Origin of the sequence: Pseudomonas sp. PDM09 (assembly GCF_014852305.1) — a bacterium.
GTDB lineage: Bacteria > Pseudomonadota > Gammaproteobacteria > Pseudomonadales > Pseudomonadaceae > Aquipseudomonas.
Map to the genome: position 1 here is coordinate 93630 of NZ_JACVBI010000004.1, position 18459 is coordinate 112088.

The window sequence follows — 18459 nt, forward strand, 5'->3', positions numbered from 1 at the left end:
CGGGCGGCAGATAGTGTGCCGTATTCGCCGAAAATCGGCAAAAAAGCGCCTAAGTAAACTTGAGTTGAGAGTTTTTGCGTCTGTCATATACTCGGCCCTTCAAAATAAAAACAAGGGGGTAACTAGATATGGCTACACGCGAAACCGGCAATGTGAAGTGGTTCAACGACGCCAAGGGCTATGGCTTCATTCAGCGCGAGGACGGGGTGGACGTGTTCGTGCACTACCGCGCGATCCGCGGCGAAGGGCATCGTTCGCTGACTGAAGGTCAGCAGGTTGAGTATGCGGTGGTGACCGGGGAGAAGGGCTTGCAGGCTGAGGATGTGGTGGGTCTGTAAAGCCGACCTTCGGATCACACAAAAACAATGTGGGAGCGGGCTTGCTCGCGAATACGGTGTGTCAGTCAATGTTAATGTCGACTGACACACCGTATTCGCGAGCAAGCCCGCTCCCACATTTGATCCGCGTTACACGGGACTTAAGCGGTTTTCCAGGTGATCTCTTCTTCACCATCGGCGCTGATGCGCATCCAGCGATCCGCCGTCTCTTCACCTTCTTCCTCGACCCAGCTACCCGGTGCGCAACGCACTTCGACGTTCAGCGCGGCAAAGGCTGCACGGGCGCAGGCGATGTCGTCTTCCCATGGGGTCTGGTCGCTGTCCAGGAACAGGCTGTTCCATTTGCCCACGGCTTTCGGCAACCAGGTGACCGGCACGCTGCCGGCCTTGCACTTGTAGGTCTGGCCTTTCTGAACCCAGTCGGTGCACGGGCCTAAAGCCGCGCCGAGCCAGGCCGCGATGGCCTTGTAGTCGACGTCAGCGTCTTTCAGGTAAATCTCGATATCGGGTTGGCGCATGGATGTCCTCACTGCGGTCTTGAAAAATCCATTCGCGGATTTAGCCGGCTTCAAGCTATTGCTCGAGACCAAAAATTATTGAAGTACGAAGTAATCGTAGCGCATCGAAACAGTGACCTCGAACGGCTCGGCCTGTTCGATAACCGCCGCTCGGCGTTCGGCACTGGCGCGCCAGCCGTGGGGTGTCATGGCCAACAGGTTCGCGCGATCCTGGCCGCTCACAAGCGTCAGTTTGAATTCCAGGGTTTCGCTGTGTTGCAGCGTCATGCCTTCCGGCACCAGCGCCAGGTGCTTGTCGTCGGTGTACTCGCGGACTTCGTCGTACAGTCGCTCGCGCAATTCCATCAGATGGCCGCTGGTCGGCCCGACTTTCATCAGGCCGCCGCCGGGGCTGAGCAGGCGCTTGGCTTCTTCCCAGTCCAGCGGGCTGAACACGCTGGCGAGAAACTGGCAGCTGCCTGAGGCCAGCGGTACTCGGGCCATGCTGGCGATCAACCAGGTCAGGGCAGGGTTGCGTTTGCAGGCGCGTTTGACCGCTTCCCGGGAAATGTCCAGGGCGTAGCCATCGGCGTTGGGCAAGGCTTCAGCGATTTGCGCGGTGTAGTAACCCTCGCCACAACCGATGTCCAGCCAGCGCTGGGGCGCGTATTGCGCCGCCAGTTCCGCCAGACGCTTGGCCACTGGTGCGTAATGGCCGGCGTTCAAAAAGTCGCGACGGGCTTCGACCATCGCCAGGTTATCCCCAGGGTCGCGGCTGTTTTTATGCTGCACCGGCAACAGGTTCAGGTAACCCTGCCGCGCACGGTCGAAACGATGCCCGGCGGGGCAAGCCACGCCGTTGTCCACCGTGTTCAGCGGTTCGCTGCAGATCGGACATGCGAGCATCAGGCGAGCAACTTGATCAGAGTCTGGTAGTAGATTTCGGTCAGCACATCGAGATCGGCCGCCAGCACGCGCTCATTGACCTGGTGAATCGTCGCGTTGACCGGCCCCAGTTCGACAACCTGAGTGCCCATGGTCGCGATGAAGCGCCCGTCGGAAGTACCGCCGCTGGTGGACGCCTTGGTCTCGCGACCGGTGATGTCCTTGATGCTCGCCGACACCGCGTCGAGCAGCGCACCCGGTTCGGTGAGGAATGGCAGGCCGGACAGCGCCCAGTCGATGTGCCAGTCCAGGCCATGCTTGTCGAGAATATCGGCGACGCGCTTTTGCAGGCCTTCGACGGTGGATTCGGTGGAGAAGCGGAAGTTGAACACCGCCACCAGATCACCCGGGATCACGTTGGTCGCGCCGGTGCCGGAATTGACGTTGGAAATCTGGAAACTGGTCGGCGGGAAGAAATCGTTGCCGTGGTCCCAGTGCTCGGCGGCGAGCTCGGCCAGCGCCGGGGCAGCGAGGTGGATCGGGTTCTTCGCCAAGTGTGGATACGCCACGTGACCCTGCACACCGCGCACGGTCAATTTGGCGCCGAGGGAGCCGCGACGTCCATTCTTGACCACGTCACCCACCAAGGTAGTGCTCGATGGTTCGCCGACGATGCACCAGTCCAGACGTTCCTTACGGGCGGCGAGGCGTTCGATCACAGCCTTGGTGCCGTGATGCGCCGGGCCTTCTTCGTCGCTGGTGATCAGGAAAGCGACCTTGCCCTTGTGATCCGGGTAATCGGTGACGAAACGCTCTGCTGCCACAGTCATGGAGGCAAGGCTGCCTTTCATGTCGGCCGCGCCACGACCGCACAACATGCCGTGTTCGTCGATCACCGCGTTGAACGGGTCGATCTGCCAAGCGGTTACCGGACCGGTCGGGACCACGTCGGTGTGGCCGGCGAAGCACAGCACCGGGCCTTCGTGTTTACCGTGAGTCGCCCAGAAGTTATCCACCTCTTCGATGCGCATCGGTTCCAGCTTGAAACCGGCATCGCCCAGGCGCTGCATCATCTGCTTCTGGCAATCGGCGTCCACCGGCGTCACGGACGGACGGCGGATCAGGTCGATGGCGAGTTGAAGGGTCGGCGAAAGGTCGGCGTGGGCCGTCATGGAAAGCTCCGAAAACATGAAATATGGGCGCGGGCTAAATGTGGGAGCGGGCTTGCTCGCGAAGGGGCCATCACTGACGCCAAAAGCTTCGCGAGCAAGCCCGCTCCCACAGGTATGGCGTTCGGCCGTTGGTACGTGCCCGGCCAAGGCCTGCAAAATGGCGGTTATCTTAAAGCAAAACGGCGGCCATTGGCCGCCGTTTAGTGCATCTGTACGGATTTAGACAGCCGGTGCGGTCGTGGCTTCAGCCACCGGTTTGGGCAGCGACGACAGGAACGCCATGATCAGCGCTGCCAGGTACGGCAGCGACTGCACCAGCAACATGGTCACCCAGAAGCGCATGTCGTTGCTCGGCAGGCCCTGCACCAGGAAGATCCCCAGCGCCGCGCCCCACAACAGCAACATGATGAACACCTCTTCGCGCGCTTCCGAAATGGCTACCCAGAAGCCGTGGTTATCGGCGTTTTTCGGGGTGCGGAAGAACGGAATGCTGCTGGTGAAGAAACCGTACAACACCGCTTTGGCGATGGTGTGCGACAACGCCAGCCCGGCCAACGCGGCGCAGAAGGCGTCTTTCAGGTTGACCCCGACCGCACGGCGGTACAGGAAGATGATCTTGCCGACCTTGAACACGAACAGCGCCAACGGCGGGATCGCGAAAATCAACAACGGCGGATCGACCCGTTGCGGCACGATGATCATCGCTGCCGACCACAACAGCGCGCCGACGGTGAAGAAGATGTTCATGCCGTCCGCCACCCACGGCAACCAGCCCGCGAGGAAGTGGTAACGCTGGCCACGGGTCAGTTCGGTGTCCTTGCCGCGCAGCAGGCTGGCGGTGTGACGCTTGATGATCTGAATCGCTCCGTAGGCCCAGCGGAAACGCTGTTTCTTGAAGTCGATGAAGGTATCGGGCATCAGGCCTTTGCCGTAGCTGTCGTGGTAATACGCCGCGGACAGACCTTTTTCGAACACGCGCAGACCCAACTCGGCGTCTTCACAGATGCACCAGTCGGCCCAGCCCAGTTCCTCGAGCACCGAGCGCCGGGTCATGGTCATGGTGCCGTGCTGGATGATCGCGTCACGGTCGTTGCGGGTGACCATGCCGATGTGGAAGAAGCCTTTGTATTCCGCGTAGCAGAGCTTCTTGAAGGTGCTTTCGTTCTGGTCGCGGTAATCCTGTGGCGATTGCACTACGGCGATTTTCGGATCGGCGAAGTGCGGCACCATGTGCTTGAGCCAGTTCGGGTCGACGCAGTAGTCCGAGTCGATCACCGCAATCACTTCGGCATCCTTAGCAGTATGCGGAATCAGGTAGTTCAGCGCGCCACCCTTGAAGCCAGCCAACGGTGCCACATGGAAGAACTTGAAGCGCGGGCCGAGGGTTTCGCAATAATCGCGTACCGGTTCCCAGACCGCCGGGTCTTTGGTGTTGTTGTCGATGATCAGGACTTCGAAGTCCGGATAGTCGAGGTTGGCCAGGGCGTTGAGGGTCTGTTTGACCATCTCCGGCGGCTCGTTGTAGCAAGGCACGTGAATCGAGACTTTCGGTCGGTAGTGCGAATCGCCGACCACCGGCAGGAATTCGCGCCGACGTTTGTGGGTCCAGACCGCTTCGGCCAGTTCATGGGCCTCGGTCAGCAGAACGATAAACACCCCGAGTGCACCGAGGGCGAGCAGGAAGCCCACCGTCAGGCTGAACCAGGTGCTGTATTGCTGGCTGTAGTCATAACCGATCCACACCAATACCGAACCGCAGAGGAACGCGATAAAGGTCAGGAAGGTGCGGCCACGTTGACGCAGGGCCGAGCCGTCGATCATCAGCAGGGTCAGCGACAGCAGTGCCAGCACTACCGAGCCGATAGCCAGCACGCGCCATTGCGGGATCGCGACGACCGGGCCTTCGAAGTTGAATTTCTGCTGGCGCGCGGCGTTGAACACACCCCAATACGCGCCCACCGAACCTTCGTCGCTGGCTTTCCACGGCTGGTCGAACGCTTCGATCACGAAGTAGTTGAAACCTTGGCGGTTAAGCTTGTTGACCAGCGTGCGCAGGTAAATCGCCTGGTCCGCCGGTGACGCATCGGCGCCACCGCGCATGCGGCCGTTGCTCGGCCAGCCGACCTCGGAGAGCAGTAGCGGTTTTTTCGGGAACATCTTTTTCAGGTCACGGGCGCGGTCGAGAACGAACTGACCGGCCTTGTCCACCGGAACGAACTCCCAGTAGGGCAGAACGTGAGCCGCGATCAGGTCGACGTGCTTGGCCAGGCTCGGGTTTTCTTCCCAGACGTGCCACTGTTCGGAGGTGGTGACCGGAACCTTTACGGCTGCGCGGACGCGATCCAGAATCAGGCTCAGCTCTGCTGCAGTGATTTCCTTACGGAAGATCGCCTCGTTACCGACAATCACGCGAACCACGCTGCGCGAGGTGTTGGCGATTTCGATGGCGCGGGTGATCTCGCGCTCGTTGCGCTCTTCATCCGGGCTGATCCAGATCCCCAGGGTCACCCGCAGGCCGAATTCTTCTGCCAGTTTGGGAATGTTCTCCAGCGTGCCGTCGACCGAGTAGGTCCGGATGTTGTCCGTCAGCTTGCTCATGATCTCCAGGTCGCGACGCATTTCATCGTCGGTCGGGTACTGGGCTTTTTGCGGGTACTGGCCTTGTTGAAACGGCGAGTACGAAAAGCCGGAGATCTGTTCAGGCCAGTTGGGGGCGGTGACCGGGCGATTGACCAGCGCCCAGAAGCCGGTAAACAAGGCTGCGATGGCGAGCACCACGACCAGGTTGAGTCCAAATTTACGCGATGACATAGCTTTTTCGGGTTCCAAAGGCTGTGGAACGAAGGAACGGTTGGCGGCCGGCTGCCAGGTGGCAGGGGCGCGCATCCTACACTGGAGGTTCTCTGACCGTACAGCGAACAGGGAAACGCCCGACATTGGGCAATCCAGGTCGACTTAAGTTCTTTGACCGGGGACGCTGTAGCTCAATTCCAATAATTTGTAGTCATTTGAAGCCGTCAAGACTGCCGTCCATAGCACCAAAGATGCTCTTGGCCGCCGACGGCCCTATAATGCGCGCCGGTTTTTGGGGTAATGGTCATGAGTACAGAAGATCCGCGGTTTGCTGGCATCGCCCGCTTGTATGGCATCGAAGGCCTTGAGCGCTTGCGCGCGGCCCATGTGGCGATTGTCGGCGTCGGTGGCGTCGGTTCCTGGGCGGCGGAAGCTGTTGCCCGCTGTGGCGTGGGCGAGATTTCGCTGTTCGACCTGGACGACGTCTGCGTCAGCAACGTCAACCGTCAGCTGCATGCGCTGGACAGCACCGTCGGCAAGCCCAAGGTCGAGGTGATGGCCGAGCGTCTGCGCGGGATCAACCCGGACTGCACGGTGCATGCGGTGGCGGACTTCGTCACCCGTGAAACCATGGCCGAGTACATCACGCCGAACATCGACTGCGTGATCGACTGCATCGACAGCGTCAACGCCAAAGCCGCGCTGATCGCCTGGTGCAAACGTCGCAAGATCCAGATCATCACCACCGGCGGCGCGGGGGGGCAGATTGACCCGACACTGATTCAGGTCTGCGACCTGAACCGCACATTCAACGATCCGCTGGCCTCGAAAGTGCGCTCCACGTTGCGCCGCGACTATGGTTTCTCCCGCACCGTGACCCGCCACTACAGCGTCCCGTGCGTGTTTTCCACCGAGCAACTGCGCTACCCGAAACCCGATGGCAGCATTTGCTTGCAGAAGAGTTTTGTCGGTGATGGGGTGAAGCTCGACTGCGCCGGCGGCTTTGGCGCGGTGATGATGGTGACGGCAACGTTCGGCATGGTCGCGGCGACCAAGGCTGTGGATAAGATTGTGGCGGGTGTACGTCGCCCCGCCGATCGCATCAAGCCTGCCTGATACTGATCGTTCCCACGCTCTGCGTGGGAATGCAGCCCCGGACGCTCCGCGTCCCTTTCTAGGGCTGGAACGCGGAGCGTCCCTTGAGGCATTCCCGCGCAGAGCGTGGGAACGATCGGTCACAGGGGCGTAGACAACTCCCGCATCCGCTGTAACACGGCGTTGAGGCCATTGCTACGGGACTGGGACAACTGGCGACCCAGCCCCAGCTGATTAAACCAATCCGCCAAATCCACCTGCTGCAACTCAACTGCGGACAAGCCGTTGACCCGCACCAGCAGCAGCGCCACTAACCCGCGAATCAACCGTGCATCGCTGCTGGCGCTGAACTGCCAGTGACTGTCCTGCAGCGCACCGACCAGCCACACCTGGCTCTCACAGCCATGCACGCGGTTGGCCTCGACTTTATCCACATCGCTCAACGGCGGCAGGCGGTCGCCCCATTGCATCAGCAACCGCGCCCGCTGTTCCCAGCTTGCAGCCTGCTGAAAAGTATCCAGCGCGGTGACGGCATCGGCGGGCAAGGTCATCGCAACAACTCCAGGGCCTGATCCAGCGCTTCAAAAAAGCGCTCAAGGTCTTCGGAGTCGTTGTACAACGCCAACGACACCCGAATCGCCCCGGCCAGTTCAAAGCTTTTGAGCAACGGCATGGCGCAATGATGACCGGCGCGAACGGCGATTCCCTGTTCGGTCAGCAAATGCGCCAGATCAGCGTTATGCACACCCTCGACGACAAAACTGGCCAGTGCCAGTTGCGGCTTGCCTAGCAGACGAATGCCGTTGCGCGCTTCAAGGCCTTTGAGCAAATAGTCATGCAGCGCCGCTTCATGGGCGGACACGGCGTCCTGATCCAGCCTGGCCAGATAATCCAGGGTCGCCCCGAGGCCAATCACGCTGGAAATCGGTGGCGTACCGGCCTCGAACCCCAGCGGCGCGGGACGAAAGCGTGCGTCGTGGTAGTTGGCATCCAGCACCATTTCGCCGCCGAACTGCCACGGGCGCAGTTGTTCGAGCGCTTCATGACGACCGAACAGCGCACCCAGGCCATCCGGGCCGTAGAGCTTGTGGCTGGAAAACACATAGAAGTCGCAACCCAGCGCCTGCACGTCATGCCGACCATGCACCACGCCTTGAGCGCCGTCGACCACGGTCAGCGCGTTGTGCGCTTTGGCCATCGCCAGTAACGCGGGCAACGGCTGCCAAGCGCCGAGCACGTTGGACAGCTGACTGACCGCCAGCAGGCGGGTACGCGGGCCGATCAGGCGAGAGGCGGCTTCAAGGTCAATCAAACCGTCGACATCCAGCGGCAGGATCACCAATTTCAAATCGCGACGGTGGGCCAGTTGCTGCCATGGCAACAGGTTGGCGTGATGCTCCAGAGCGCTGATGACAATTTCATCGCCCGGATTGAATACGTGTTCCAGGCCATAGGCCAAGAGGTTCAGCGCGGACGTCGCGCCGTGGGTAAAGATGATCTGCCCGCAATCGCCGGCGTTGAGCCATTGCGCGACTTTGTTGCGGCTGTCTTCGAACGCCTGGGTGGCATGGGCGCCGGGCAAGTGTTGCGCCCGATGCACGTTGGCCGCGCCGTTGGCGTAGTAATGCGCCAGGGCATCCAGCAGGGCTTGAGGTTTTTGCGTGGTGGCGGCGTTGTCCAGATAAGTCTGGTCTTGCCGTTGCAGGGCGGCGATGGCCGGGAAATCGGCGCGCCAGGGAGAGGGAATCATCATGTTATCGGGCCCTGGTGAACATGGGCGGGTGGAACGCCTGACCTGTAGGAGCGAGGCTTGCCCGCGAAGGCGTCATTACTGGCGCCAAAAGCTTCGCGGGCAAGCCTCGCTCCTACAAGTTCAGGTGATCGTTTGACGCTCTGCTTAGTTGTGAGCGTGCAGCGCTTCGTTCAATTCGATGGCCGATTTGTGGGTTTTGCATTCCACGGCACCGGTCTCCGAATTGCGACGGAACAGCAGGTCAGGCTGACCGGCCAGTTCACGGGCTTTAACGACTTTGACCAGTTTGTTGTGCTCATCCAGCAGCGCAACCTTGGTGCCGGCCGTCACGTACAGGCCCGACTCAACAGTGTTGCGATCGCCCAACGGGATACCGATACCGGCGTTGGCGCCGATCAGACAGCCTTCGCCGACCTTGATCACGATGTTGCCGCCGCCCGACAGGGTGCCCATGGTCGAGCAGCCGCCGCCCAGGTCCGAACCCTTGCCAACGAAAACGCCCGCCGACACACGACCTTCGATCATGCCCGGGCCTTCGGTGCCGGCGTTGAAGTTGACGAAACCTTCGTGCATGACGGTGGTGCCTTCGCCCACGTAAGCGCCCAGACGAATACGCGCCGCGTCAGCGATACGCACGCCGGCCGGTACCACGTAGTCGGTCATTTTCGGGAACTTGTCCACCGAGAACACTTCCAGCAGCTCGCCGCGCAGACGGGCTTCCAGTTGATGCTCGGCCAATTCGGCCAGGTCGATCGCGCCCTGGCTGGTCCAGGCCACGTTCGGCAGCAACGGGAAGATCCCGGCCAGGTTCAGGCCGTGGGGCTTGACCAGGCGATGGGACAGCAGGTGCAGCTTGAGGTAAGCCTCAGGCGTGGAGCTCAGCTGTGCATCTTCGGCCAGCAGCGTGGCGACCAGCGGCTTGTGGCTCTCGGCCAGACGGGTCAGCAGTGCCGCTTGTGCAGCGTCGACGCTTTTCAGCGATTCGGCCAGTTGGGACGCCTGAGCGGTGCTGAAGGCGATGGCCTGATTGCCGTCGGTGTAGCCCAGAACCGGCGCAATGGCGGCGACCAGTTCGGCCGACGGGTTGAGCAGTGGCTGCGCGTAAAACACTTCCAGCCATGCGCCTTGACGGTTTTGAGTGCCGACACCAAAGGCCAGGCTGAACAGGGTAGTGGACATGTTGATACCTCTAACAAAATGGAACGGGCTGCCTTACTTGAGTGCGGCCGCGTAGATATCTGGCTTGAAGCCAATCAGGGTTCGGTCACCGAGATCGAGCACCGGGCGCTTGATCATCGAAGGTTGTGCGAGCATCAGTTCGATGGCCTTGCGCTGGTCGAGATCGGCTTTGCGTTCGTCGTCGAGCTTGCGAAAGGTCGTGCCTGCACGGTTTAACACCACTTGCCAGCCGTGCTCGTCGCACCATTGGCTCAGGTGTTCACGGTCGATTCCGACCGTTTTGTAATCATGGAAGTCATAGCTGACAGCGTGTTCATCGAGCCAGGTGCGCGCCTTTTTCATGGTGTCGCAGGCTTTGATGCCGAAAAGGTGCAACGTTTTGCTTGAAGCGGTCAAGGAATTGCCCCCTTTGCAGGTGCTGGAAATTAAAGGTGAAGGATTATGCCATGACCGGACGGTTTCGCGTCGGCTGTGGTCGGGTTTGTCTGTAGGCCATGGCGATCAGCTGTGTCGTGCGACATGGGGGCAACAGTCAGCGGCATCGGACGGCTGCCCCCCTGCAGCCGCCGCTGGTACAAATCTGTGGGGGCAACGGCTGGAGTGGCATAGCCTCGGTCGTCATCACCAGATCGGTGATGACGCATTGCGGGAAGTTGGGCTGTCAGCGTTTTGGATAAAGCAACTTCATGAGTTGTTTGTCTTTTCTACTGATCTTGCGGTTGATAGGAATTTCCCAATCGCCCAGTGTCAGTGTGTTAGCCACGGGGTGATGCATGATGGACTTCCTGTCGTAAGGCGTATAAATCGCTTCGATGGTATCGAAGGGCTGAAACAGGTTCATATCGACTTGTTCTTTGGTCAGTGGATTCATCTCTCGATTCTGGTAGAACTCATACACTTTCGGTTTATCCCAAGGAATATTGGCTTCGGGGTGTTGATGTTCGTGCATCGCCCCTAATGCATGTCCGAATTCATGAGTCACGATCACTTCGAAATCTTCATGTTCAGGTACGACGCCCAGATCCATGGTTGGCCAGTCTGGATGAATCAGTAGCGCATCGGTGCCCAACATCGAGCTGTTAATAGGGTTTTTTGTCGCAATTCGGATATCACCTTCCAGCCCTTCGACGAAATCGAAATTCAGATTGATATAGGGCAGCCACTGACTGGCCGCCCTGATGATCTTCTGTTTGTGTTCATCGTCGGGATCGTCGATAAATGCGATTTTGAGCGTGCGTCCATTTGCCCACAACTTCGAATAAGCGATCAGAGAGCGCTTGCGACGTGTGCCGAGGGTGGATCCTGCATTTCCGGGGTTTTCATTGATAGCCGCGTCGTAGGATTGCTGGTCGTCGGGCCATTGGATAAGGGTGCAGTTCATTAGGTACTTCTTCCATGAAGTAAAGGCTAAAGTTGTGTGAGTGCGCACAGTAATGCGCTGCATGAGAGTAAGAGGTCTCTGCAGTTCAGTGAATCTTAATTGCGAGTGATGTGTTACTGGTTATAAAAAAGCTCCCGCACTGTATTGCACAGTGCGGGCGGGGAGACTATTTGTTGCGGGTAATGAACGCGCGAATGCGCTCGGCCGCTTCCACGCATTCAGCCAGCGGCGCAACCAGCGCCATGCGTATGCGTCCGGCACCCGGGTTGACGCCATCCACATCGCGGGACAGGTAGGAGCCCGGTACCACGGTCACGTGTTCCTGTTCGAACAGGTCACGGCAGAACGCCGCGTCATCACCGTTCACATTCGGCCACAGGTAAAAACCACCGTCCGGACGCTGTACGTCCATCACCGGGCTGAGGATCTCCAGCACCGCATCGTATTTCTCGCGGTACAGCGCACGGTTGGCGCGTACATGCACTTCATCATTCCATGCGGCAACGCTGGCCAGTTGGGTCTGAACCGGCATCGCGCAGCCGTGATAGGTGCGATACAGCAGAAAGCCTTTGAGAATATCGGCATCACCGGCCACGAAGCCCGAACGCAGGCCCGGCAGGTTGGAACGCTTGGACAGGCTGTGGAACACCACGCAACGCTTGAAGTCCTTGCGACCCAGTTCGACGCATGCGCTGAGCAGGCCTGGCGGTGGGGTTTGTTCGTTGAAATACAGCTCGCTGTAGCACTCGTCTGCGGCGATCACGAAGTCGTATTCGTCAGCCAGGGCGATCAGCTTCTTCAGCGTGTCGACCGGAATCAGCGCGCCGGTCGGGTTGCCTGGCGAGCACAGGAACAGGATCTGGCAGCGTTTCCAGATGTCTGGCGAAACAGCGTCGAAATCCGGGTTGAAGCCGTTTTCATCCAGGCACGGCAGGTAATGCGGCTTGGCGCCGGCGAGGAATGCCGCGCCTTCGTAGATTTGATAGAACGGGTTCGGGCTGACCACCAATGCGTCGTCACCACGGTTGACCACGGTCTGGGTGAACGCGAACAGCGCTTCGCGCGTGCCGTTGACCGGCAGCACATTGCGCGCCGGGTCGAGCCAGCCGTTCGGGACGCTGAAGCGGCGTTCGCACCAGGCGGCGATAGCTTCACGCAAGGCAGGGATGCCGAGGGTGGTCGGGTACACGGCCATCTGATCCAGATTGCTTGCCAGGGCTTCAGCGACAAAAGCTGGCGAGCGGTGTTTCGGCTCGCCGATGGACAGCGCGATGGCGCGCTTTTCCGGGTTTGGCGTGACGCTGCCGAGCAGGGCGCGGAGCTTTTCGAACGGGTAGGGCTGCAACTGGTTCAGAGCGTTGTTCATGAGGGCCTCGTTCAATGTGGGAGGGCTAATGTGGTGCAGGGGGCTTGTTGTGGTGAGGCAAGCCCCCTCGCCACAACAAGCCCCCTCTCCACAGGAAGTCCATTCCCACAGGGGAAAATTGTTGGTTCAGATACTGAATCGTGACAGTTTGATATCGGGTTCTTGGCTGACGCTCAGCTGTTCGACGATGGCATCCTGCAAGCGGCTGCACAGCAACGGGTCGGACAGCGGCTGATTGTTCGCATCGGTGATGAAGAACACGTCTTCCACGCGCTCGCCCAGGGTGGCGATCTTGGCGTTCTGCAGCGACAAGTCGAATTCCAGGAAGATCGTGCCGATCCGCGCCAGCAACCCCGGACGGTCGGGCGCACTGAGCTCCAGCACGGTCACCGGCCGCTGAGCATCGTTGTGGATTGTGACCTGTGGCGCAAACGCAAAATGCTTGAGCTGGCGCGGCACCCGACGCTGGATGATGGTCGGGTAATTGTCCGGGTTGCGCAGGGCTTCGGTCAGGCCTTCGCGGATCTGCTTGACCCGCGCCGGGTTGTCGCCGATCGAGTCGCCATCGGTGTCGAGCACGATATAGGTATCGAGGGTGAACTGGCTGCTGGAGGTGATGACCCGGGCATCGTGAATGTTCAGGTTGAGCTGGTCCATCGCCGCCACGGTCACGGCGAAAAAATCGTGCTGGTCCGGTGCATAGATGAAGATCTGCGTACCGCCCTCGAACTCGCGCTGGGTGGTTTCCTTGATCAGCACCAGCGGGCCGCCGTCGGCCGGCTGCTGCAGAATCGCGTCAGTGTGCCAGGCCACGTCGCCGGCGGTGTGGCGCAGGAAGTAGTCATCGCCCAGTTGCGCCCAGAGCTGCTCGACATCGTCCGGATCGTTGCCGCCGCGTACGAGAATGTCCAGTGCCGCGCTCTGGGTCTGGCGGATCTGCTCTTCGCGATCCACCGGGTTTTCCAGACCACGACGCAAGGCGCGCTTGGTCTCGGTGTAGAGCTGGCGCAACAGGCTCGCGCGCCAGGAGTTCCACAGCGTCGGGTTGGTTGCGTTGATGTCGGCAACAGTCAGCACGTACAGATAATCGAGGCGGGTTTCATCGCCGACGGTCTGCGCGAAATCGTGGATCACGTGCGGGTCGGACAGGTCTTTGCGCTGGGCCGTGGTCGACATCATCAAATGGTTCTGCACCAGCCATACGATCAGACGGCTGTCCCAGATCGGCAACTGGTGGCGCTGGCAAAAAGCTTCGGCGTCCACGGCGCCGATTTCCGAGTGATCGCCATGCCGGCCCTTGCCGATGTCGTGATAAAGACCGGCCAGGTAAATCAGTTCGGGTTTGGGCAGTTTGGCCATGAGCTTGCTGGCCAGCGGGAATTTTTCCGACACCTGGGTGTACTGCAGCTTACGCAGGTGCTTGATCAGGTTCAGGGTATGCGCGTCGACCGTATAGATGTGAAACAGGTCATGCTGCATCTGCCCGACAATGAAGCCGAACTCCGGCAGATAGCGCCCAAGAATGCCGTAACGGTTCATCCGCCGCAGATTGCGGTGGATGCCGATTTTGCACTTGAACAGCTCGATGAACAGGCTGGTATTACGAATATCGTTGCGGAAGTCGTCATCGATCAGATGACGATTCTCGCGCAGCAGACGGATGGTATCGGCGCGTACACCTTTGATTTCCGGTTGCTGAGCCATCAGCACAAAGATCTCGAGCATGGCGAATGGCGTACGGCGGAACACGTTGTCGCTACGCGCCTCGATGTAGCCGTCGTGCAGCTGGAACCGCGAGTTGATCGGCTGTGGTGGTGCTTCGTCTTCGGGGGCCAGGATCACTTCTTCAAAGTGCTGGATGATCAGGTCGCTGAGCTGGGCAATGCTCATGACTACCCGATAATACTGCTGCATGAAGTTTTCGATGGCTTGCTTGGCGTCGTTGCCTTCGAACCCCAATAGCCCGGCGATGGAGCGCTGGTGGTCGAACAACAGGCGGTCTTCGGAACGGCCGGCGAGCATGTGCAGGGCGTAACGTACCTTCCACAGAAACTCCTGGGACGAGGCCAGCAGGGCGTTTTCGCTCTCCACCAGGAAACCTTCGCCCGCCAAGGCCCGCAGGTTCAGGGTGCCGTATTCGCGACGGGCCACCCAGAGAATCGTCTGAATATCCCGAAGGCCACCGGGCGAGCCTTTGACGTTGGGTTCCAGGTTGTATTCGGTGTCGTTGTACTTGTGATGACGGGCTTTCTGCTCGGCGCGTTTGGCCAGGAAGAATTCCTTGCTGGGCCACATGTGCGCGGTGCTGGTGACATCCAGCATGCGCTGGCGCAGCCGCTCGGGGCCGCAAATGGTGCGGCTTTCCATCAGATTGGTGACGACCGTCAGGTCGGCACGGGCCTCGACGGCGCATTCGTCCACCGAACGAACGCTCTGGCCGACTTCCAGGCCGATGTCCCACAGCAACGTCAGAAAACGTTCGATGGAATCCCGAAAAATTTCGTGATCGGCGCTGTCCAGCAAAATCAGCAGATCGATGTCGGAATAGGGGTGTAGCTCGCCGCGACCGTAGCCGCCGACTGCCACCAGGGCGATATCGGCGTCTTCGCTCCAGTTAAACTGTTCCCAGGCTTGTTGCAGGATGTTGTCGACAAACCAGGCGCGATCCTCAATCAGTCGGCGAATGTCCCGGCCACTGCGGAACCGCTCGTCGAGCACCTCGCGGGCCTGACGGATCGCCTTCTTGAAAGCAGCAATAGGGCTTGCCTTCAGGGCCAGTTCAGCCTGGAACTGGCCGCGGTCGAAGAGTTCGGGATCCACCTGCGGCATCGATTGGCTTTCCTTTCTATAAGGCTGGGAACGGAGCGGGCGGGATCAGGCCGAAACGCGCGCGATGGTATCGTCGCTGCGCAGGGTGAAGATCTCGTAACCGGTTTCGGTCACCAGCAGGGTGTGCTCCCACTGCGCCGACAGCTTGCGATCCTTGGTGATGGCGGTCCAGCCGTCGCCCAACACCTTGGTGTCGGCCTTGCCCTGGTTGATCATCGGCTCGATGGTGAAGGTCATGCCGGCTTTCAGTTCCATGCCGGTGCCGGCGCGGCCGTAGTGCAGGATCTGCGGTTCTTCGTGAAACACCTTGCCGATGCCATGACCGCAAAACTCGCGAACCACCGAGAAGCCGTTCTTTTCCGCGTGCTTCTGGATCACTTCACCGATATCGCCCAGGCGGCAGCCGGGTTTGACCAGTTCGATGGCCTTGTACATGCATTCCTGAGTCACCTGGGACAGACGCTCGGCCCAGACCGGAACGGAGCCGACGTGGAACATGCGGCTGGTGTCGCCGTGGTAACCGTCCTTGATCACGGTGACGTCGATGTTCAGCGTGTCGCCATCCTTCAACGGTTTTTCGTTCGGGATGCCGTGGCAGACCACGTGGTTGATCGAGGTGCAGATCGACTTCGGGAAGCCCTTGTAGTTGAGCGGGGCAGGGATGGCTTTCTGCTCATTGACGATATAGTCGTGGCAGATGCGGTCCAGCTCTTCGGTGGTGACACCCGGTTTGACATAATCGGCAATCATTTCCAGCACATCGGCGGCCAACTTGCCGGCGATCCGCATTTTTGCGATGTCCTCTGGGGTTTTGAGGGTGACGGTCATACAGGCTCTCTCTGCGCTCAATGGCGCCTTCTAAAACGAAATGGGCATTGCGTGAGCGATCTTCGCAGCCCTGAAAAACGCGATTCTACCAGACGATCAGCGCAAATCTGAGCCTCTGTGCATCGCTTCTCTCTATAGGATGGCGCATTCTGGGGAGATTCCAAGGCAGGGGCCAAAAGCATTTCTCCGGTTTTCAGAATCCGGGTTCCGTTTTTTTCTGCCTTGTGATATAAAATGCGCCGCTTTCCGGGGATACCCTGGGAAGCTTAAATCCACACACGTGTCGACACGATGACCTGGGTGCCTTCAGCTGATGCTGCTGGTTGGTCATTGGGATACGTGGAGGCCAAACCCGACTTATTAAGGAACTATCATGTCCCAAGTCAACATGCGCGATATGCTGAAGGCCGGTGTGCACTTCGGTCACCAGACCCGTTACTGGAACCCGAAAATGGGTAAGTACATTTTCGGCGCGCGTAACAAGATCCACATTATCAACCTTGAAAAAACCCTGCCAATGTTCAACGAAGCTCTGACTTTCGTAGAGCGTCTGGCCCAGGGCAAAAACAAGATCCTGTTCGTCGGCACCAAGCGTTCCGCTGGCAAGATCGTTGCTGAAGAAGCAGCACGTTGCGGTTCGCCGTACGTCGATCACCGCTGGTTGGGCGGCATGCTGACCAACTTCAAAACCATCCGTGCTTCCATCAAGCGTCTGCGTGACCTTGAAGTGCAAGCCGAAGACGGTACTTTCGCCAAGCTGACCAAGAAAGAAGCGCTGATGCGCACTCGCGATCTTGAGAAGCTGGATCGTTCCCTGGGTGGTATCAAGGACATGGGCGGTCTGCCAGACGCTCTGTTCGTTATCGACGTTGATCACGAGCGCATCGCGATCACCGAAGCCAACAAGCTGGGCATCCCGGTTATCGGCGTAGTCGATACCAACAGCAGCCCGGAAGGCGTTGACTACATCATCCCAGGCAACGATGACGCAATCCGCGCTATCCAGCTGTACATGGGTTCGATGGCTGATGCTGTAATCCGCGGTCGCAACCACGTTGCTGGCGGTACCGAGCAGTTCGTTGAAGAAGCTCCGGCAGCTGCAGCTGAGTAATTGACGCCCTGGCGTTGACTCAGTAAGCAAAAAGGGGGCTTGGCCCCCTTTTTGCCACCTCGAAAACCATTTGTGAGCAGCGCAGCTACATCATCTGTAACGTGCAGCGGCTAACAAGGGTGGTTCGGGAAGAATTGAACGCCCGTTCGATCGGGTGGAATGGTTGAAAACCTATCCAAGAGGAATTTGAAAATGGCAGAGATTACTGCAGCGTTGGTCAAAGAACTGCGCGAGCGTACCGGCGAAGGCATGATGGACTGCAAAAAGGCCTTGACCAAGGCTGGCGGCGACATCGAAAAAGCCATTGATGACATGCGTGCTTCGGGCGCCATCAAGGCTGCCAAGAAAGCTGGCAACGTTGCCGCTGAAGGCGCGATCGCTCTTAAAGAAGACGGTAAATCCGCCGTTCTGCTGGAAGTGAACTCGCAGACCGACTTCCTGGCTCTGCAGGACGACTTCAAGGCATTTGTTGCTGCAAGCGTTGAAAAAGCGTTCGCTGACAAGCTGACTGAAGCTGCTCCGTTGATCGAAGCTCAAGAAGCTGATCGCCTGGTACTGGTCGGCAAGGTTGGCGAAAACGTCAACATCCGTCGTCTGGCGCGCGTTGAAGGTGACGTTGTTGGTGGTTACCTGCACGGTAACAAGATCGGTGTTGCAGTTGTCCTGAAAGGCGGCACTGTTGAGCTGGCCAAGGACATCGCTATGCACGTAGCGGCGACCAACCCTGAATTCCTGCTGCCGTCGGAAGTTTCCGCTGAAGCGATTGAGCGTGAGAAGGGCGTGTTCCTGACTCTCAACGCTGACAAGATCGCCGGCAAGCCGGAAAACATCGTTGAAAACATGGTCAAAGGCCGTATCAGCAAGTTCCTGGCCGAAGCCAGCCTGGTTGAGCAGGCGTTCGTCAAGAACCCTGAAATCAAAGTCGGCGAGCTGGCCAAGAAAGCCGGTGCTGAAATCGTTTCCTTCACCTACTTCAAAGTAGGCGAAGGCATCGAGAAGCCGGTCGACAACTTCGCTGAAGAAGTTGCTGCCCAACTGGCTGCTGCCAAGCAATAAGACGGTTTTTTAACTGTCGCCCTGAAGAGGCTGCCCGCTCACGCGCGCAGCCTCTTTTCAGATGGGGATGCCAATTTATTTGGCTTCTCGTCGGAACTGGCTTACAAAGCCGTGTTCCGATGGCGCTGTGATAGCGTCAAGCTAGAGTGAACGCAGGCTGCAAACAGCCCGCAAAG

Annotated in this window: 16 protein-coding genes; 4 read left to right on the forward strand and 12 right to left on the reverse strand. The window is 59.2% G+C overall.

The features are described 5' to 3' along the window. Nucleotides 1-128 precede the first annotated feature (128 nt). On the forward strand, nt 129-338 hold the full coding sequence (locus IB250_RS11670) for a cold-shock protein (RefSeq protein ID WP_007964248.1): 210 nt from the start codon (nt 129-131) through the stop codon (nt 336-338). A 140-nt stretch (nt 339-478) separates the two neighbouring features. On the opposite strand, the gene IB250_RS11675 is transcribed toward IB250_RS11670, so the two are convergent. The 4 genes from IB250_RS11675 to IB250_RS11690 form a co-directional block, all read right to left on the reverse strand. Then, entirely contained in the window at nt 479-856 is a 378-nt protein-coding gene (locus IB250_RS11675) for a hypothetical protein (RefSeq protein ID WP_123501135.1), read from the reverse strand. Nucleotides 857-931: 75 nt separating this feature from the next. Next, nucleotides 932-1741, reverse strand: coding sequence for a putative RNA methyltransferase (locus IB250_RS11680; RefSeq protein WP_192344206.1), 810 nt, complete (start codon nt 1739-1741; stop codon nt 932-934). Beyond that, nucleotides 1741-2892: a succinyl-diaminopimelate desuccinylase gene (dapE, locus tag IB250_RS11685; RefSeq protein ID WP_192344207.1), complete on the reverse strand. Its 1152-nt coding sequence runs from the start codon at nt 2890-2892 to the stop codon at nt 1741-1743. The genes IB250_RS11680 and dapE overlap by 1 nt, the downstream gene beginning before the upstream one ends. Before the next feature lie 219 nt (nt 2893-3111). Continuing rightward, nucleotides 3112-5703, reverse strand: coding sequence for a glycosyltransferase (locus tag IB250_RS11690; protein ID WP_192344208.1), 2592 nt, complete (start codon nt 5701-5703; stop codon nt 3112-3114). Between the two features lie 288 nt (nt 5704-5991). On the opposite strand from IB250_RS11690, the gene tcdA reads away from it, so the two are divergent. Further along, nucleotides 5992-6801: a tRNA cyclic N6-threonylcarbamoyladenosine(37) synthase TcdA gene (gene tcdA / locus IB250_RS11695; RefSeq protein WP_176466917.1), complete on the forward strand. Its 810-nt coding sequence runs from the start codon at nt 5992-5994 to the stop codon at nt 6799-6801. A 119-nt stretch (nt 6802-6920) separates the two neighbouring features. Here the strand turns inward: tcdA and IB250_RS11700 are convergent, their stop codons facing one another. The 8 genes from IB250_RS11700 to map all read right to left on the reverse strand — a co-directional run bounded on the left by IB250_RS11700 (nt 6921) and on the right by map (nt 16116). Continuing rightward, nucleotides 6921-7331 carry a SufE family protein gene (locus IB250_RS11700; protein ID WP_192344209.1) on the reverse strand — a complete coding sequence of 137 codons (411 nt, stop codon included), beginning with the start codon at nt 7329-7331 and terminating at the stop codon, nt 6921-6923. Then, the gene (locus IB250_RS11705; protein ID WP_192344210.1) at nt 7328-8533 is read right to left on the reverse strand and encodes an aminotransferase class V-fold PLP-dependent enzyme; all 1206 of its coding nucleotides are present in this window, start codon (nt 8531-8533) and stop codon (nt 7328-7330) included. The genes IB250_RS11700 and IB250_RS11705 overlap by 4 nt, the downstream gene beginning before the upstream one ends. A gap of 144 nt (nt 8534-8677) precedes the next feature. Then, entirely contained in the window at nt 8678-9712 is a 1035-nt protein-coding gene (gene dapD, locus IB250_RS11710) for a 2,3,4,5-tetrahydropyridine-2,6-dicarboxylate N-succinyltransferase (RefSeq protein ID WP_192344211.1), read from the reverse strand. Between the two features lie 33 nt (nt 9713-9745). Beyond that, a complete protein-coding gene (locus IB250_RS11715) occupies nt 9746-10108 on the reverse strand; it encodes an ArsC family reductase (protein ID WP_007907995.1) in 363 nt (120 codons plus the stop codon). Between the two features lie 265 nt (nt 10109-10373). Further along, nucleotides 10374-11093: a M12 family metallopeptidase gene (locus IB250_RS11720; protein ID WP_192344212.1), complete on the reverse strand. Its 720-nt coding sequence runs from the start codon at nt 11091-11093 to the stop codon at nt 10374-10376. 166 nt (nt 11094-11259) lie between these two features. Then, entirely contained in the window at nt 11260-12459 is a 1200-nt protein-coding gene (dapC, locus tag IB250_RS11725) for a succinyldiaminopimelate transaminase (protein WP_192344213.1), read from the reverse strand. 126 nt (nt 12460-12585) lie between these two features. After that, on the reverse strand, nt 12586-15288 hold the full coding sequence (locus IB250_RS11730; protein WP_123501152.1) for a [protein-PII] uridylyltransferase: 2703 nt from the start codon (nt 15286-15288) through the stop codon (nt 12586-12588). Nucleotides 15289-15333: 45 nt separating this feature from the next. Beyond that, the gene (map, locus tag IB250_RS11735; RefSeq protein ID WP_007907990.1) at nt 15334-16116 is read right to left on the reverse strand and encodes a type I methionyl aminopeptidase; all 783 of its coding nucleotides are present in this window, start codon (nt 16114-16116) and stop codon (nt 15334-15336) included. Nucleotides 16117-16489: 373 nt separating this feature from the next. On the opposite strand from map, the gene rpsB reads away from it, so the two are divergent. Both rpsB and tsf read left to right on the forward strand, forming a co-directional pair. After that, complete coding sequence (gene rpsB / locus IB250_RS11740; RefSeq protein ID WP_007907989.1) at nt 16490-17227, forward strand: 30S ribosomal protein S2; 738 nt, start codon at nt 16490-16492, stop codon at nt 17225-17227. A gap of 192 nt (nt 17228-17419) precedes the next feature. Next, complete coding sequence (tsf, locus tag IB250_RS11745) at nt 17420-18283, forward strand: translation elongation factor Ts (protein ID WP_123501154.1); 864 nt, start codon at nt 17420-17422, stop codon at nt 18281-18283. Nucleotides 18284-18459 lie beyond the last annotated feature (176 nt).

What these genes read in the sequence shown, in the direction of transcription:
- IB250_RS11670 (WP_007964248.1), top strand. Translation starts at nt 129, where the DNA reads ATGGCTACACGCGAAACCGGCAATGTGAAGTGGTTCAACGACGCCAAG.
- IB250_RS11675 (WP_123501135.1), bottom strand. Translation starts at nt 856, where the DNA reads ATGCGCCAACCCGATATCGAGATTTACCTGAAAGACGCTGACGTCGAC.
- IB250_RS11680 (WP_192344206.1), bottom strand. Translation starts at nt 1,741, where the DNA reads ATGCTCGCATGTCCGATCTGCAGCGAACCGCTGAACACGGTGGACAAC.
- dapE (WP_192344207.1), bottom strand. Translation starts at nt 2,892, where the DNA reads ATGACGGCCCACGCCGACCTTTCGCCGACCCTTCAACTCGCCATCGAC.
- IB250_RS11690 (WP_192344208.1), bottom strand. Translation starts at nt 5,703, where the DNA reads ATGTCATCGCGTAAATTTGGACTCAACCTGGTCGTGGTGCTCGCCATC.
- tcdA (WP_176466917.1), top strand. Translation starts at nt 5,992, where the DNA reads ATGAGTACAGAAGATCCGCGGTTTGCTGGCATCGCCCGCTTGTATGGC.
- IB250_RS11700 (WP_192344209.1), bottom strand. Translation starts at nt 7,331, where the DNA reads ATGACCTTGCCCGCCGATGCCGTCACCGCGCTGGATACTTTTCAGCAG.
- IB250_RS11705 (WP_192344210.1), bottom strand. Translation starts at nt 8,533, where the DNA reads ATGATGATTCCCTCTCCCTGGCGCGCCGATTTCCCGGCCATCGCCGCC.
- dapD (WP_192344211.1), bottom strand. Translation starts at nt 9,712, where the DNA reads ATGTCCACTACCCTGTTCAGCCTGGCCTTTGGTGTCGGCACTCAAAAC.
- IB250_RS11720 (WP_192344212.1), bottom strand. Translation starts at nt 11,093, where the DNA reads ATGAACTGCACCCTTATCCAATGGCCCGACGACCAGCAATCCTACGAC.
- dapC (WP_192344213.1), bottom strand. Translation starts at nt 12,459, where the DNA reads ATGAACAACGCTCTGAACCAGTTGCAGCCCTACCCGTTCGAAAAGCTC.
- IB250_RS11730 (WP_123501152.1), bottom strand. Translation starts at nt 15,288, where the DNA reads ATGCCGCAGGTGGATCCCGAACTCTTCGACCGCGGCCAGTTCCAGGCT.
- map (WP_007907990.1), bottom strand. Translation starts at nt 16,116, where the DNA reads ATGACCGTCACCCTCAAAACCCCAGAGGACATCGCAAAAATGCGGATC.
- rpsB (WP_007907989.1), top strand. Translation starts at nt 16,490, where the DNA reads ATGTCCCAAGTCAACATGCGCGATATGCTGAAGGCCGGTGTGCACTTC.
- tsf (WP_123501154.1), top strand. Translation starts at nt 17,420, where the DNA reads ATGGCAGAGATTACTGCAGCGTTGGTCAAAGAACTGCGCGAGCGTACC.